15 protein-coding genes are annotated in these 16,057 nt (G+C 47.5%); 5 read left to right on the forward strand and 10 right to left on the reverse strand.

Going from position 1 to position 16,057, the window contains the following annotated elements; translation table 11 throughout:
* Positions 1-222 precede the first annotated feature (222 nt).
* The gene (locus tag NXH67_RS03690; protein ID WP_022778673.1) at positions 223-738 is read left to right on the forward strand and encodes a hypothetical protein; all 516 of its coding nucleotides are present in this window, start codon (positions 223-225) and stop codon (positions 736-738) included.
* 63 nt (positions 739-801) lie between these two features.
* Here the strand turns inward: NXH67_RS03690 and NXH67_RS03695 are convergent, their stop codons facing one another.
* The 3 genes from NXH67_RS03695 to uxuA form a co-directional block, all read right to left on the reverse strand.
* Complete coding sequence (locus NXH67_RS03695; RefSeq protein ID WP_272796443.1) at positions 802-1,791, reverse strand: zinc-ribbon domain-containing protein; 990 nt, start codon at positions 1,789-1,791, stop codon at positions 802-804.
* A gap of 162 nt (positions 1,792-1,953) precedes the next feature.
* The gene (locus NXH67_RS03700) at positions 1,954-3,570 is read right to left on the reverse strand and encodes a mannitol dehydrogenase family protein (protein WP_272796445.1); all 1,617 of its coding nucleotides are present in this window, start codon (positions 3,568-3,570) and stop codon (positions 1,954-1,956) included.
* Between the two features lie 32 nt (positions 3,571-3,602).
* Positions 3,603-4,679, reverse strand: a complete 1,077-nt coding sequence (uxuA, locus tag NXH67_RS03705) for a mannonate dehydratase (RefSeq protein WP_022778670.1) — start codon at positions 4,677-4,679, stop codon at positions 3,603-3,605.
* Between the two features lie 172 nt (positions 4,680-4,851).
* Between uxuA and NXH67_RS03710 the strand changes: the two genes are divergently transcribed.
* The 3 genes from NXH67_RS03710 (at position 4,852) to amrA (ending at position 8,032) form a co-directional block, all read left to right on the forward strand.
* Positions 4,852-5,703, forward strand: a complete 852-nt coding sequence (locus tag NXH67_RS03710) for an AraC family transcriptional regulator (RefSeq protein WP_272796446.1) — start codon at positions 4,852-4,854, stop codon at positions 5,701-5,703.
* 2 nt (positions 5,704-5,705) lie between these two features.
* Positions 5,706-6,545, forward strand: coding sequence for an AmmeMemoRadiSam system radical SAM enzyme (amrS, locus tag NXH67_RS03715; protein WP_272796447.1), 840 nt, complete (start codon positions 5,706-5,708; stop codon positions 6,543-6,545).
* Between the two features lie 80 nt (positions 6,546-6,625).
* A complete protein-coding gene (amrA, locus tag NXH67_RS03720) occupies positions 6,626-8,032 on the forward strand; it encodes an AmmeMemoRadiSam system protein A (protein WP_022778667.1) in 1,407 nt (468 codons plus the stop codon).
* Between the two features lie 11 nt (positions 8,033-8,043).
* Here the strand turns inward: amrA and NXH67_RS03725 are convergent, their stop codons facing one another.
* From NXH67_RS03725 to NXH67_RS03745, 5 genes are all read right to left on the reverse strand, one after another.
* Complete coding sequence (locus NXH67_RS03725) at positions 8,044-8,865, reverse strand: YhfC family intramembrane metalloprotease (RefSeq protein ID WP_272796449.1); 822 nt, start codon at positions 8,863-8,865, stop codon at positions 8,044-8,046.
* A 12-nt stretch (positions 8,866-8,877) separates the two neighbouring features.
* Complete coding sequence (locus NXH67_RS03730; protein ID WP_022778665.1) at positions 8,878-9,075, reverse strand: PTS ascorbate transporter subunit IIC; 198 nt, start codon at positions 9,073-9,075, stop codon at positions 8,878-8,880.
* On the reverse strand, positions 9,075-10,124 hold the full coding sequence (locus NXH67_RS03735) for an SPFH domain-containing protein (protein ID WP_330676586.1): 1,050 nt from the start codon (positions 10,122-10,124) through the stop codon (positions 9,075-9,077). The genes NXH67_RS03730 and NXH67_RS03735 overlap by 1 nt, the downstream gene beginning before the upstream one ends.
* A 252-nt stretch (positions 10,125-10,376) precedes the next feature.
* The gene (gene rsmH / locus NXH67_RS03740) at positions 10,377-11,420 is read right to left on the reverse strand and encodes a 16S rRNA (cytosine(1402)-N(4))-methyltransferase RsmH (RefSeq protein ID WP_272796451.1); all 1,044 of its coding nucleotides are present in this window, start codon (positions 11,418-11,420) and stop codon (positions 10,377-10,379) included.
* Between the two features lie 66 nt (positions 11,421-11,486).
* The gene (locus NXH67_RS03745) at positions 11,487-12,488 is read right to left on the reverse strand and encodes an asparaginase (protein ID WP_022778662.1); all 1,002 of its coding nucleotides are present in this window, start codon (positions 12,486-12,488) and stop codon (positions 11,487-11,489) included.
* 155 nt (positions 12,489-12,643) lie between these two features.
* Here NXH67_RS03745 and NXH67_RS03750 point away from each other — a divergent pair, with 155 nt between their 5' ends.
* The gene (locus NXH67_RS03750; RefSeq protein WP_272796454.1) at positions 12,644-13,585 is read left to right on the forward strand and encodes an AEC family transporter; all 942 of its coding nucleotides are present in this window, start codon (positions 12,644-12,646) and stop codon (positions 13,583-13,585) included.
* A gap of 13 nt (positions 13,586-13,598) precedes the next feature.
* On the opposite strand, the gene NXH67_RS03755 is transcribed toward NXH67_RS03750, so the two are convergent.
* Both NXH67_RS03755 and NXH67_RS03760 read right to left on the reverse strand, forming a co-directional pair.
* Positions 13,599-14,762, reverse strand: a complete 1,164-nt coding sequence (locus NXH67_RS03755) for an MFS transporter (protein ID WP_330676588.1) — start codon at positions 14,760-14,762, stop codon at positions 13,599-13,601.
* A 68-nt stretch (positions 14,763-14,830) separates the two neighbouring features.
* The gene (locus NXH67_RS03760) at positions 14,831-15,754 is read right to left on the reverse strand and encodes a nucleoside hydrolase (protein ID WP_272796455.1); all 924 of its coding nucleotides are present in this window, start codon (positions 15,752-15,754) and stop codon (positions 14,831-14,833) included.
* Positions 15,755-16,057 lie beyond the last annotated feature (303 nt).

Raw genomic sequence — 16,057 nt, forward strand, 5'->3', positions numbered from 1 at the left:
CGTACATGCTGGCATGTTAAGCATTTTGACTTTATGGCCCAAACAAATATGAGGAATTAGCAATTTACGCAGTAAATTAGCGGTTTCCGAATATTTGTAGAATTGCGAGAATGACGATAGTCATGGAGCAATTCGTATATCGTATGGTGTCAAAAGATACTTTTGACACCTACATCATTGATGTATATTTATCAAACTAAAGTAAAGTTGAGGCATATTATTATGGATGATAACAATAATTTAACACCGGAACAGAATGAAGAAGTTAAGGATTTTGCAGTTACGGAGAACAACTCCTGGGATGAGCATCAGCCCCAGGCAGGCCCCATCCCGCCACAGGGTCCGGGTAACATTCCCCCTCAGAATCCGAATATGGCTGCCCCTTCGAGACCGGGCATGGTTCCTCCGCAGGGAACAATACCTCCACAGGGCCCCGGCACCGTTCCTCCGCAGGCAGCATATCCTATCAACCCCGGTAAAAATCAGCCACCTGCTCTCATTCCTGAAATGTCAGTCAAGGACTGGATGCTGACCCTGCTGCTTGGTTATATTCCAATCGCAGGTCTGATCCTTAAAATCGTATGGGCAGCTGAGCATAACCCAAGGCCTGAAGAAAGAGGCAGAAAGAACTGGGCTATCGCAAGCCTTATCTGGAAACTCATCGGATATGTTATCTCGGTTGTATTATATTCAATATTGTCTGCAGTACTTTTGGGAATAATAGATTATTTCTTCTGATAGTTATTTGCATTAAAACAGCGCCGGTCCATCACGAACCGGCGCTTCTTATTGTCTTAAATATTACATAAGGAACTTGATCTTTCTAACACCAATAGGATCCTTAGCCTTACCCTTGAATACGTTTACAATAGCAGCGATATAAGCAATTATGATAATGAACTCGAAGACCGCTGTTACAAACACACCGGGAATAACGATGATGCAAGGGAGTAATGCAAGTATTGATGCTATCTCAAGTTTGATGGCATTCATCATATGGAATCTTGCAAACTTGGACTCCTTATGAAGGCTGCATACTATAACTCCAAGGAAGAAGAAGAAATAAGGAAGTGCTGCGATCAGCTTGTTCTCCTTGATATCCTCCTCATCAAAATCAGCTGTGTGATCTGAAGGATCAAACTTTGGTGCCTGGGGTTTCATCTGAGGCTGTCCCTGAGGCTGCATGAACTGCTGTGGCATATTGCCCTGTCCCTGTCCGAAGGGCTGTCCTGCTGCTCCCTGCTGAGGTGCTCCAAATCCGGGGCGTCCGGGCTGACCCGGCATTCCGGGCTGTCCTCCCATTCCGGGCTGTCCTCCCATTCCGGGCTGACCTGGCTGTCTCAGCTGTCCGGGCATTCCGGGCTGTCCGCCAAATGCCGGCTGAGGGCCACCAAATCCGGGCTGTGGTCCGCCGAATCCAGGCTGAGGGCCACCAAATCCGGGCTGTGGACCTCCAAATGCAGGCTGTGGAGCCCCGAATCCGGGCTGCGGGCCGCCAAATGGTGGCATTGCGGGCTTATCTTCTGCAGCCGGCTTATCTTCTGCTACCGGCTTGTTCTCTTCATGTACTTCGTTATCTGACTTGGGCATTGCCATAACCGGAATTGGCTGTGGCATAGGTGAAGGCTCTGAGGAAGGAGCTGTATTAGCTTCAGTCTCAGAAGGCTTGTCTGTTTCTACTTTATCTGATGCAGGCTCGCTTGCAACAGCACTTGCAAGAGAATACCCGCAGTTATTGCAAAACATCACTTCATCTGCAACCTGGTTTCCGCAATTAGGACATATTTTCATATTCATTTACCTCCAACAATGAAATTTTTCACTTCCTCAATTCTACACTTTGAGCGGCTTACATGCAAACAAAATATAGTATTTTGCTGCATTTGACAAAAAGGCTGCGGTAATTTGCCGCAGCCCTTTCAAGTCACTTATTATTTTGCCAAAAATTCATTCTTATTTGCAATATTTATCAATAGTCTTTCTTATTGCTCCGGGACCCTCAATAAGCTCCATGAAATAAGAAACTATGCGGTCTGAAAGGCCAACTGCCTCCAGATCGGTTCCAAAGATGGTAGCGTCCTTAAGAAGAGGAAGTACAGCCGCCTTAACCTTGGCCTCATCCTTCTCTCCCAGTTTGATATCCTTAACAAATCCCATAGCCTTCTCAAGAAGCGGATCCGGACTCGGCTCAAAGGTATTGCCCGCATCATCAACAGCCATGAGATAACGAAGCCATCCCGCATGAACCATAGGAATGAACTTCAGATCGTTGACATCAAGCTCAGAAGATGCAGCATAGGCCTTGATGGTCTCACCGAATCTGATAGGGAGCTTCTGTGAAGTATCACAGGCTATTCTCTGAGGTGTATCGGGCATGAATACGTTGGGAATTCTAACGTTCACAACTGTATCGATAAACTCCTTGGGGCTGATAACTCCGGGATCGGTAACAACGGGAAGTCCCTCAGTGTAGCCAATCTTTTTAACCAGGTTTAAAAGAGATGCGTCCTTCATCTCATCGGAGATCTTGGTAAAGCCAAGAATGCATCCGTATACAGCAAGTGCTGTATGAAGAGGATTGAGGCAGGTGCAGACCTTCATGCGCTCTACCTTATCAACGGTCTCTTTTTCGGTAAAAATAACACCAACCTTCTCCAGAGCTGGTCTTCCGTTTGGAAACTTATCCTCAATAACCAGATACTCGCTCTCCTCTGCGTTTACGAAGGGAGCAACCCAGGTCTTCATGGAGGTAACCACGGGATCCAGCTCCTCCACTCCGTCTTTTCTAAGGATCTCGTCAACGGAATCGTCGGGTCTTGGTGTGATCTTGTCTATCATTGACCAGGGGAAGCTGACCTTGGTCTCATCATCGATATATGCTGCAAAGCCAGTGTCTGCCTTGCCATTCTCAGTCCAAGCCTTGGCAAAAGCGGATACTGCGGCGTAGAGCTTGTCTCCGTTGTGGGAGCAGTTGTCGGTGCTGACCATTGCGATCTTTTTCTCACCTGCAAGGTATCTTGCGTATAAAAGAGCGGCTACCTTGCCGATGTAGCTGGCAGGCTTCTCCGGGCCGTTTGCAAAATCAGCAGCAACTGCAGGAAGTGTCTCCCCTGCTGCATTTACAAGGCTGTAGCCCTTCTCTGTAATTGTAAAGGTTGCAAGCTGGAGACTGTCTGCGGCAAAGATCTCCTTGAGTCTGGCAAACTCTTTTTCATCGGAAGAATCCAGAATGCAGGACTCTGCGATGCTCTCTATAACGGACTTCTCAACATTGCCGTCAGCCTTCAGGGTTACAAGGATAGACAGGTTGTCGTGGGGGCGATACATCTTCTGGATGATCTCGTAGTCAAAGCCCTCAACAACGGTAAGTCCGGTGTCGTCAAGCCCCTCCTCCAGCATACGCTGTGACAGGTTGGCCTGAAATGCTCTGAAAATATTGCCGGCGCCGAAGTGAACCCACTTGGGAGCTGCTATTGTTTTCTCAATCATTTTGGCTCTGTCGTAGGTGGGAAGAAAATAGCCCTTCTCCTTCCAGACTGCGTCTTTGATACTCTCACTGTTTAACTTCATTTTCTATACCTCTCATCAAAAAATATGTCGGATCAGACTCCGCGCTTGTGGCTCTTGTCAATTGCTTCCCAGAGGCCGTTAAGGTAGGTTGCGCCAAGAGCTCTGTCATAGAGACCGTAGCCGGGCATAGCAACTTCTCCCCAGATCATTCTGCCGTGGTCAGGACGGATAGGGCCGTCAAAATCAGTCTCGTAGAGAGCCTTCATGATCTCGTACATGTCGAAGGTTCCGTCGGAGGACAGATGTGCTGACTCCTCAAAATTGGTGGGTGAAATGAATCTGAGGTTACGAACGTGGGCAAAATGGATTCTGCCCTTCAGTGCTCTTATCATGTGAGGCAGGTCGTTCTCAAGGCTTGTGCCGTAAGAGCCTGAGCAGAAGGTTACGCCGTTATGCACGTCGTCAACTGCGTTCATGAGCTTCAGGATATTTTTTTCATTGTTGATGATCCTTGGAAGACCGAATACAGACCAGGCGGGATCGTCGGGATGAATCGCCATCTTGATGTCATATTTGTTGCATACAGGCATGATAGCCTTAAGGAAATATACGATGTTCTCGAAGAGCTTGTCCTCATCGATGTCCTTGTAGAGTTCAAAAAGCTCTTTGACATGAGCCATTCTCTCTGGCTCCCAGCCGGGCATTACGGAGCCGTTGGTGTCTCCTGCCAGGGTCTCAAACATCTTGGCGGGATCGATGGCATCAACTGCCTCCTGGGTGTAGGCAAGAACCGTGGAGCCGTCAGCTCTTTTTCTTGCGAGTTCTGTTCTTGTCCAGTCAAAGACAGGCATGAAGTTGTAGCAGACCATGTGGATGTCCTCTTTGCCAAGGTTCTCCAGTGTCTTGATGTAATTATCTATATGCAGGTCTCTGTCAGCTGTAGCTGCCTTGATGGCGTCGGATACGTTGACAGACTCGATTCCGGAGATGTGCATCCCTTCGGCGGCAACGTCAGCCTTGAGAGCCTTGATCTCGTCCTGCTCCCAGAGCTCACCGGCCTGCTTGTTGTAGAGAGTTGTGATAACTCCTGTTACACCGGGGATCTGTCTGATCTGCCAGAGCTTAACCGTGTCAAATTCTTTGCCGTACCAGCGAAGTGTCATTTCCATGATAAATACCTCATTTTTCATAAAAGATTTAAGTTTCTTTTAATACTGTACAGTGACTGGGCTCTTGGTAGAATAGAATTTCTTGTTGCACACATTGCAAAAGTTGTTGCGTGTACCTATAATTAAAATTATGAAGAACAAACTACGATCATCTTTTAACACAAGACAATACATGCTTTCCTCGGATTTCGAGGTTTATTACTATTCAGACAAGGACTTCAAGACGCTGAGTCCCCACGCTCACAATTACTACGAGTTCTACCTTTTTATCGAGGGCGACATCACCATGGAGATTGTAAAAAACGACGGTGAGAAAGTCAGTCGCAAGCTGGAACAGGGGGATCTGATGCTGGTTCCTCCGGGAATCAGGCATCACGGCATCATGGGGGATTCCAAGAGAACCTATAGAAGATTCGTTTTCTGGATCAGCAAGAACTGCTGCAGCTCTCTTATGCAGGAGTCGGTGGACTACATGTACCTGATTCAGAAGGCAGAGGCTTTTCATCAGTATATCTTCCATCTTCCGCCGGCTGCTTTCCACCAGGTTGAGTCCAAGTTCCTGAGACTCCTGGAGGAGATCTCCAGCGAGAAATACGGAAGCGATGCGGTGCGGCACCTGTGCCTGTGCGATCTTATTATCACAATCAACAGGGCAATCTACGACGATGAGCACATGCAGTCAGAGAACGATGAGCTGTCTCTTTTCCAGAATATCCTGTCCTATGTGGAGAACAATCTGGAGGAGTCCCTGTCGCTGGATCAGATTGCCGGGAAGTTTTTTGTCAGTAAATATTATATCGCCCATCTGTTCAAGGATACGCTGGGCATATCGCTCCATCAGTACATTATCAAGAAGAGGCTGGCGGAGTGCCGAAGTGCCATCGTAAGCGGCGGAAGCATTACAGAAGTGTATGAAAAATACGGCTTTGGAGACTATTCCAGTTTTTTCAAGGCCTTTAAAAAGGAGTATGGCATGTCGCCGAAGGAGTACCAGAGCTGCCATATGATCTCGCCGGAGGGTTAACCATGGCTGTATGCGATGTCTGTCACAATAAATGCGATATTTCGGAGGGTAAGACCGGGGCCTGCCTTGCAAGAAAATGTGAGGACGGCAAGGTTGTGCCGGAAAATTATGGCATGATCACGTCAATCGCCCTTGACCCAATTGAGAAAAAGCCGCTGAATCTCTACCATCCCGGTTCCTATGTGGTTTCGGTGGGGAGCTACGGCTGCAATCTGCGGTGCCCTTTTTGCCAAAATCACGAGATTTCCTATGGGGTACCTAAGCAGCTCCCCTGCAGGTATATGGCGCCGGAGGAACTGGCAGATATTGCAAAAGAGTATGAACCTCAGGGAAATATCGGTGTTGCCTTCACCTACAACGAGCCACTTATTGGCCACGAATATGTTGTGGACACCGCCAAGCTGATACACGAGGCGGGAATGAAAACGGTTCTTGTTTCCAACGGAAATGCGTCGATGAGAGTATGCGAAGAGGTTTCGGAGCATATCGATGCGATGAATATTGATCTTAAGGGATTCACGGACGAATATTATGAGAAGGTGCTTCGCGGCAGTCGCAAGATGGTCATGGACTTCATCTCCCATGCTGCGACGAGGTGCCACATGGAGGTCACCACTCTCGTGATCCCGGGATTTAACGACAGTGATGAAGAAATGGAGAGGATATCTGACTGGATTGCCGGGCTTGACGGCGGAAGGGGCGCTGAGAATGTGGCGCTTCATATCAGCAGGTATTTTCCGAGATTTCATATGGACAGACCTGCGACTGATGTGGAGGTGATATATCATCTCGCGGAGGTGGCGGGGAAGAAGCTGAAGCACGTATATACAGGGAATTGCTGAGTTTTGTGGGACGGATGTGAGTCAAAAAGAACCGTCCCCTTTGACTCGCAACCGTCCCCTTGTGATAAAGGAGGTAGCTTATGCCGATTCTAGGTGCATTCATGGTTCCACATCCGCCGATAATCCTGCCGGAGGTAGGAGGCGGCGAAGAAGAAAAAATAGCTCTGACAACACAGAGTTATCAGAAAGTCGCTGATATGATCGCTGCTCTTAAGCCGGAAACCATCATTATTTCCAGCCCCCACAGCATCATGTACGCGGACTATTTTCATATTTCTCCGGGCAAGTATGCCTCCGGGAATATGGGAAGATTTCGCGCATCCCAGGTGAAGTTCCGGGAGGAATACGACACAGAGCTGGTGGATAAGATAAGTTCCCTGTGCGAAGAAGCTGATTTTCCCGCAGGCCCTGACGGAGAGCGGGATCCGGAGCTGGACCACGGGACCATGATTCCTCTTTACTTTATCAGGCAGAAATATAACGATTTCAAGCTGGTGCGGATAGGCTTATCCGGCCTTCCGCTTCCCATGCACTACGAATTTGGACAGATAATCCAGAGGGCTGTGAATTCACTTGGCAAAAAAGTCGTGTTTATCGGAAGTGGAGATCTGTCCCACAAGATGAAGGAAGACGGACCTTACGGCTTTGCTGCAGAAGGGCCGGTATATGATGAGCGCATCATGCAGGTCTGCGGCAGCGGCGAATTTGATAAGCTCCTGGATTTCGATGAGAATTTCTGTGAAAAAGCGGCTGAGTGCGGCCACAGGTCCTTTACCATCATGGCAGGAGCCTTGGACGGTGTGTCTGTGAAGGCTACGGAGCTGTCCCATGAGGCCACCTTCGGCGTTGGCTACGGTATATGCACCTTCGAGCCGGGAATGCCTGATGATTCAAGGCATTTTCTTGATAAATGGCGTGATGAGAAGGTGTCTACCCTTGCCTCCCACCGCGAAAATGAAGACCTGTATGTGCAGCTGGCCAGATTCTCACTGGAGTCTTATATCAAAGCGGGAACACGCATCAGTAGAAGCGATCTTAAGGATGATAAGTGGAAAGCGCTGCCGGCAGAGATCTTTTCCAAGAAAGCCGGAGCCTTTGTTTCCATACACAAAGACGGCGCCCTGCGCGGCTGCATCGGAACCATACTTCCCACAAGGGAGTGCGTTGCCGATGAGATACTTCAGAACGCCATAAGTGCTGCTGTAAATGATCCCAGATTTTCCCCGATCCGCGAGGATGAACTGCCCTATCTCGAGATGAGCGTTGATGTTCTTGATACACCTGAACCAATCTCAGGGCCTGAAGAACTGGATGTCAAGAGGTACGGTGTGATCGTGACCTCAGGAAGAAAACGGGGCCTGCTGCTTCCTAATCTCGATGGGGTTGACACCATTGATCAGCAGATTGAGATTGCCTGCAGAAAGGCGGGGATATATGAAGATGAGGAGTATACGATGGAAAGATTTGAAGTAGTAAGACATGAGTAAAACAATGAAATTCATCGGATGACAGAAGGGACGGTTCTTTTTGTTTCTTTTATCCAGACCTTTCTTGCCAAAAATACTATGCCTATAACCATAATCGCAATAACAACTTCCGTAATATACTCCGCTCCCGCTATTCCGGATTTTGCTATCAATACTGTTACTGCGTCGAAAACGGCATGTATAAGCATCGATAAAACATACATCCGGAGTTTATTGTTTTTTACCCCAAACCATACGAGAACGGACAGTGCCATGTGAATCGTGATGGCCAGTATTCTCTCTACAATTCCCAGAAGAAAAGCTGCAGGTGCTATGGTTGTCAGCGGCTGTATCTGCTCTATAAATACATCCACACTCTCAGCCGGCAAGGCCGATGTAACAGTTCCTATTGTCCCGGAATTGATCATAATCGACATCACGATATTGCTAATCATGGTAATTCCAAGAATTGCCATTGCCTCGAAGCCGCCGTGGCCTGCGCCATACATAAGGGCGTTGATATCCTTGTCCCTGAACTGCTTCATAACAGTCTTGAATGCCACAAGCCTTCCGGTCTCTTCAAAAAGTCCCGCCATCAGTCCGCCATAGATGGCAAACAGTAGGATATTATTCTGAACCGTTTTTCCAACGGGTGTTGGAAGAAAAATATTGTGAACTATGGACTCCAGGATCAGCGCAAACACCAGCATCACCAGGCATCCGATCAGAAATGGCGGCACATCTGCGCCTTTTTTCTTAAGGTATAAAAGAATTAACAATGGGATCGCAATTGAACAGATTGCAGCTACTCCCATCATTACAATCGATATGGTTGAAACTGTTCCGGTAATCATAATGATATCCTCCTAGTGAATATCAAATTCAGGCGGCTCGTCCATGGTCTCTGAGACGTATTTACCGTCTTTCTTCCTCTGCTTGACACATTCTGTAAGTAAGTATTCTATCTGTCCGTTCACTGAACGGAAGTCATCCTCCGCCCAGGCAGCTATGGCATTGTATAACTTCTCGTTCAGTCGAAGCGGAACCTGCTTTTTTTCTGCCATCAGTACAGGCTTCCTGAGTTAACCACAGGCTGTGCGTCGTGGTTACCACAGAGAACTACGAGAAGGTTTGAAACCATGGCTGCCTTGCGCTCCTCGTCAAGTTCCACAAGTTCTTTTTCATTAAGACGTTCCAAAGCAAGCTCTACCATTCCAACTGCGCCGTCTACAATAAGCTTCCTGGCGTCAACAACTGCTGCCGCCTGCTGTCTCTGAAGCATTGCTGCTGCGATCTCAGGTGCATATGCAAGATATGTGATCCTTGCATCAACGATCTCGATGCCGGCATCTGCAACTTTGCCCTGAATCTCCTGCATGATCCTGCCTGCCACAAGCTCTGTGGAACCACGAAGGCTTCCGTCATCTGCCTGTCCGTCGCCGGTGGTATCTACGTTCTCGGTTACGTCGTAGGGGTATAACTTAACTACGTTTCTGACTGCAGTGTCACACTGAAGTGAAAGATATTCCTTGTAGTTGTCTACTGAAAAAACTGCCTTGGCTGTATCTGTAACTTTCCACATAACAGCAACTGCGATCTCAACAGGGTTACCAAGGATGTCGTTGACCTTCTGACGTGAATTGGAAAGGGTCATGACCTTTAGAGAGATCTTTTTGTTTCTTACGGATGTCTCAAGATTCACATTGCCGGTCTGAAGAACAGCTGTGAGCTTGTTCTTGTTGTTGTCGGAAATGTCTCCGCTCTGTCCCAGCTTGGTGTCTGCTGCGGGGTTAACCGATGTGCAGAAGGGATTAACAAAGAAGAAGCCGTCACCCTTGAGGGTTCCCACATATTTACCAAAGAGTGTAAGCACCAGCGCCTCGCCGGGTTTAAGGATCTTAAGTCCAAGATAGAAGACCCAGCCAACGCATAAATAGATGCAGCCGGCAACAAAAATTGTTACATACATTCCCTTGTTGGTGTTGCCGTCAAGCCCCATGGCTGACCAGATAAGTGCTACACAGGCTGCCACATATAGCAATGTGATAAGAATAAGGGCTGCCATTCCGTTCTTGTGTCCCTGAATTTCTCTTTCTTTTATGTTTTCATTCATGATGTTCACCTCCGTTTATTTGAAAGAAACATAATTTGTATATATTTGATATCATAATGATATCACTCTAATTTCAAAAGTCAACTAGTCTATTTTCCTGGAATGGCAATATATAGAGATGACACGGGGATGGTTCAATGAGTCAATGGGGACGGTTCTTTGTGACTCGCTTCGTGAGTCACAAAGAACCGTCCCCATTGACTCATTGAACCGTCCCCGTGTCATCTACTCTGTTATCTACTTCTTTTTACTTCAGCTTCTCACCGCCCACCTCATCTTAGTGGACTTACTTCTTGGATTTATCCTGCACTCCTCAGCTGACGGCCGAATCACATCGCTGGACACATCGCTGTAGATTCCGGCCTTTTTAAGCTCCTTGAAGGACTTTTTAACCAGTCTGTCCTCTCCGGAATGGAAGGTAAGGATTGCTGCCCTTCCGCAGGGATTAAGCACATTCGGAAGTTTCTCAAGGAAGGAATAGAGCACTTCGAATTCGCTGTTCACATCGATTCTGAGCGCCTGGAATACTCTGGCGCAGGACTTCTTGATCGCATCCTGCTTCTCTTCCTTTGGCACCTTCCAGAGGGCATCCTCTATGGCCTTTCTGAGGGCTGTTGTGGTGTCCATGGGATCACCTTTTTTCATAAGGTTAAAGACCTTCTCGGCAATCTCCTGTGCATAGGGTTCATCGGAGTTCTCTATCATCATTCCGATGAATTCCTCTTTGGTTATGTTGTGAAGGCGCTCTGCTGCCGACTCTCCGTGTTCAGGATCAAGTCGAAGGTCCAGAGGTCCGTCAATCTTGTAGGAAAAACCTCTTGAAGGATCATCAATCTGCATTGAGGATACTCCAAGGTCCGCCAGGACAAAATCAAACTTTCCCGCTTCCTCAGCAACTTTATCGATATTGGCGAAATTGATAAGTCTGAACTTGAAATTATCCTCGGAAAAGCCTGCTTTTCTAAGGCGTTCCACTGTCTTCTTGGACTCAATCGGGTCTATGTCAAGGCCGTAGATGCAGCCATCACCCCGGAGCTGCTCCAGCATCCTTGAGGTGTGCCCGCCATAGCCCAGCGTGCAGTCAAGGCCCTGCTGCCCGGGCTGTATCTGCAGAAAATCCAGTATCTCCTTAACCATGATGGAAATATGCATTCCCGCAGGTGTTGAGCCCTTGGATATTACATGAGCCACGGTATCTGCGTACTTCTCCGGGTCTCTTTCCTTATATTTTTCCTCGAATTTCCTGGGATATTTTCCCGAGTAATGTACTCTTCGTTTGTGTTTGTTTTCTTCCATAATTTCGCTTTCTGTCGTAATAATCCATTTTTTCAGGCAGTAAGTCTGTATCCCCGCCCATGCCGGCTATTTTCTGACAGTCATCTCGCCGGCCATATTTATTGAATAATAGTCCCGGATCTCATGGAGGTCCTGCGTCATTCCCAGTATCCACATAAGCTTGGTAAGAGCCGCTTCCCCGGTCATGTCATGGGCCTCAAGAGCTCCTATCTCGAGAGTTCTTTTCCCTGTCTCGTAGACATCCATCTTGGAACCCTCGTAGCGGCACTGGGTTCCCACCACCACTGTCATTCCGCCCTTTATAAGCTCATCCAGCGTGGATATGAAGTCGTGCTTTAGAAAAGGCATTCCGCCGATGCCGTAGGCCTCGATATACAGGCCCTTGTAACCCTGATCCGCCAGGGATTCCAGAAGGCTCCTGTGGATGCCGGGGAACATTTTTATCATGCAGACCTTGTCCGAATAGGCGTTGGAGAGCTTGAAGATTCCGGTCCTCTCCGGAACTGCCGCCGTGTCGATCTTCATTCCCAGCGAGCTTATGGTGGCAATATTCGGATAATTGATGCTCTCAAAGGCGTCAAAGCTAAGGGAGCGGACCTTGGAAGCCCTGCAGCCCAGCATTACTTTTCTGTTAAAAGCGACAAATACGCCCGGAATCTGGCTTGCAGCCATGTGTATCGCGCATCTGCAGTTCTCCATAGCATCCGCCACCGGATTGGTTATGGACAGCTGCGAGCCTGTGATCACCACCGGGATTCCGATATTCCTCAGCATAAAAGAGAGCATTGAAGAGGTGTAGGCCAGTGTGTCCGTTCCGTGGATCACCACGATGCCGTCATAGCTGTTTCTGCTCTCCCCTATTCTGGCTGCCAGAGCGCTCCAGTCCTCGGGAAAAATGTTTGCACTGTCCAGGGAACAGAAATCCTCGATCTCTATGTCAACATCTCCCGATACCATCCTGAGCTCTTTTTGCATGTCATAGATGGACAGCCCCGGAATAAGGCCGCTCTCCTTCATAACTGCAGACAGAGTGCCTCCGGTATTTATGATAAGAATCTTTTTTCTCACGTAAAACTCCTTTATATTAAAGTCAGTGACCTAATTTCTTGCATGTTCGTAACTATCATACCATATTTGGCATTGCAGCTTCCAATTGTGTCCCGGATTGTTTACAAACAGCGACAATATCGTTAGAATAAGTGACTGACGAGAGGGGAAAAATCATGAGTCTATCGATTATATTGCAGCAGATGGGCGTCATCTGCATATTGGTTTCCATAGGAATACTGCTACAGAAAAAGGGCGTGGTGGATGACCTCACCTCCAAAAAGCTGTCCGCCATCGTTGTGGATGTATGCAATCCCGCACTGATAATGGCCTCTATCCTTGGCGGAAATATCACAGCAGGCCGCAGAGACCTGATATACGCCGCAGGACTTGGTGTGGCATTCTACGCATTCCTGGTGGTCATTGGCATGTTCCTGCCAAGGCTCCTTCATGCTTCTCCGGATAACCGCAAGTTCTACAATCTGATGTGTGTTTACACCAATACCGGTTTCCTTGGTATCCCAATCGCCAAGGCAATACTTCCTGCCAACGCAATAATCTACGTTATAGTTATAAATATTTTTTACAGTCTGCTTTTTTACACCCATGGTCTCGCAGTTCTGGACCACGGGACTTCTAATTCGGGCAAAAAAGAGGGCAGTTCCCTGAAGCAGATCATTAACCCGGGCATAATCATGGAGTGCCTTAGCCTTCTTGTGTTCTGGTTCAGCATCAAGCTTCCGCCGATACTGGAGAACACTGTGATCTACGTAGGAAATGCCACAATTTTCCTATCCATGGTGCTGCTGGGCGTATCCATCGCCAGATCTCGCTTTACGGATTCCCTGAAGGACTGGAGGATTTGGGTATTCATCGCCTTAAGACTGGTACTGCTGCCAATTCTTGTTGTCCTTATCCTTCACAGCGTATCCTTCGATAAGACCGCAACTTTGGCAATGTGCCTTATGGCTGCGGTTCCTGTGGGAAATCTTCCCATGATCCAGGCGGAGAAAAAGGGCATGGATACCACAATTTTATCCTCTGCAATAGCAGTCACAACGGTTGTGTCCATCGTCACGATAACAATACTGATCGCCGTAGCAACTGCGGTTCTATAAAAAAACAGCCCTGTCACCGGGGCTGTTTTTGGATTGTCCTATATGTAAGTTCAAGCATTCCTATATTGAGCGCTGCAAAGATCAAGAGATATACCGGCATTATTCCGATTCCGATATTCTGCTGAAGATGTCCGAATACCATGGGCATAAAGGTGCTTCCCACATAGGCTGAGGCCATCTGAAGACCTATCACCGCAGCGCTGTGTCTTTTGCCAAAATTTGTTGGTGCCATGTGCTGAATTGCAGGATACACCGGTCCCATCCCCGTTCCGATGATCACGAAGCCTGCTGCCGCCGCAAGATATCCGCCTATTGGCATCGCAACCAGCATTATTCCCACAATTTCAACTATAATTCCTATTCTGATAAGGAGCCTGTCCCCCAGTTTATTAGACACAAATCCGGAGATGAGCCTTCCCAGCATCAGTCCTCCAAATACAAGGGAGCCGAAGGATGCTATCAGCTCGTCGCTAAGTCCTGCCCTGGTTCCGGCAAAATAGCAGGGAGTCCAGAGAAAACAGGTGGCCTCCCCTGCGCAGTAAGCAAAGAAAGCAACCAGCGTAAGCACTACTCCGGGAACCTTCAGCGTCTCCCTGATCCCTGCGCTGTCCGCAATCTCATCACTTCTTGCTTCTTCATTCTTTTTCCAGAGAGGCAGTGATAAGATGCACACAATAAGTATCCCTGTCTGCAAAAAAGCTGTCCATCTATAGCCTTCATTCCATCTTGCATATTTCAGCGCCAGCGCCATGATAGAAGGACTGATAACTGCGCCAACACCGTAGAAGCAGTGGAGGAAATTCATTACAGAGCCTGAATAATTATTGGCCACATAGTGATTCACGGAGGCGTCTATGGCGCCGGCTCCAAGTCCATAGGGTATCGCAAAGAAAAAGAGCATAGCGTACTGCCCCGAAAACGAGAAGCCCAGAAGCCCAAACACTGTCAGCATTATGGAAAAGATCACTATCCATTTTGTATGAAATTTCTTGATAAGCTTTGGACTTAGAAGTGCCGAAATGATGGTCATAAAGGAAATGGTCATTGACACATATCCTGCATAGGACGAGGGTACGTTAAAGACCATCTGCATTTTGGGCCATCCTGAGCCCAGGAGCGAATCCGGAAGTCCAAGACTAATAAATATCAAATATATAACCGCTAACAACAAACCCATGATTACTGTTCTCCACTATTTTTTTATCAAGTATTTCTCCATTTCATGTGATTCTCCTTATACTGCGACTATTCAGTAAATATTTCCAGCTTAGAAATGAAATCCTCCAGAATGTATCTGGAATCTGCGTCAGTATATATGCGGATCTTGGGGTTATCCTCTTTTACCTCTGAGGATGTGTCCTCAAGAACCAGAGGCGCTGTAGCATCGTGATAATGACCACAGCCCGGGTTAATGGCGATGGCAATGGCCGGAGAATCTCCGAGGGACCAACTCTCTCCCCGGGTCCAGCCTGCAAAAGATGAATTATTGTAGTTCACCAGGTTCTCAAAAAGATGCTGACCTGTCTTGCCGCAGCGGCCTATTCTTCGCTGGATCTCTGCAATTCCTATGTTTATGGTGATATACACATGAGATGGAACAAGCCAGAGATTTACGCCGCTTTGAAGCACATAGTTGGCAGCTTCAATATCGTTTACAGAATTGAATTCCGTAAATGGCGCCTTGCAGGGAGCTTCCCCATGGGTTCCTATCCAGATGACTGTGACTTTGTCCTTTATCTCGGGCTCTGTCATAATAGCCTTAGCCACATTGGTGATGGCACCCTGACACAGGATGAAAAGGGGATGTTCATCCTCTTTTTTGGCTTCGTTTATGATGAAAGTAACCGCTTCAGAGACTTCCGGATCTGCGCTAAGAGGCCCCTTTTGCCCCTTAAGAACAGGAATGTCAAAAGGCAGCTCCGTATATGTTGTTTTATGATGTGCACTATAATCTTCTCTGAGATTGTCAAGAATAGTCTGAATCTCGTCATAGCTTCTTTCCATGGAGCCTGCTTCCTTGAAATGCTCCGCAACAATGCCCTTAACTATAAGCTTCGGGCTAAGAAGCCCATGGACGATGGCAAAGGGATCGTCCGCTTCGCAGGCTGCATCTGTATCTATGATAACTCTTATTTTCTTGTAATCCGGAATAGTGAAATTGAACCCCATTTTTGTGTCCCCCTGTGAATTCAAATGATCTCTGTACTTGCAAATATGCACTTTCATTTTAGTATAATTATGAGCAAAAGAAAAACCCCAGGTCAAACCCCAATGTCATTAAGTTAAGTGTGACGACAATAAGACTCTTATACCAGAAATGGTATAGGGGTCTTTTTTTTTGAAAAAAATAGTTGACAGCAGGACTGAAAAGTGCGGCCGCTTTCGCTACTGATTATATTTTATAGGTAGCGAAAGCGGCCCTTGAAATTGTAAGCATAATTCTCGATTTCAAGGAGGTGCACATGAAAACAC

It is taken from the genome of Butyrivibrio sp. DSM 10294, from assembly GCF_028539135.1.
In the GTDB taxonomy this organism is placed as follows: domain Bacteria; phylum Bacillota; class Clostridia; order Lachnospirales; family Lachnospiraceae; genus Butyrivibrio.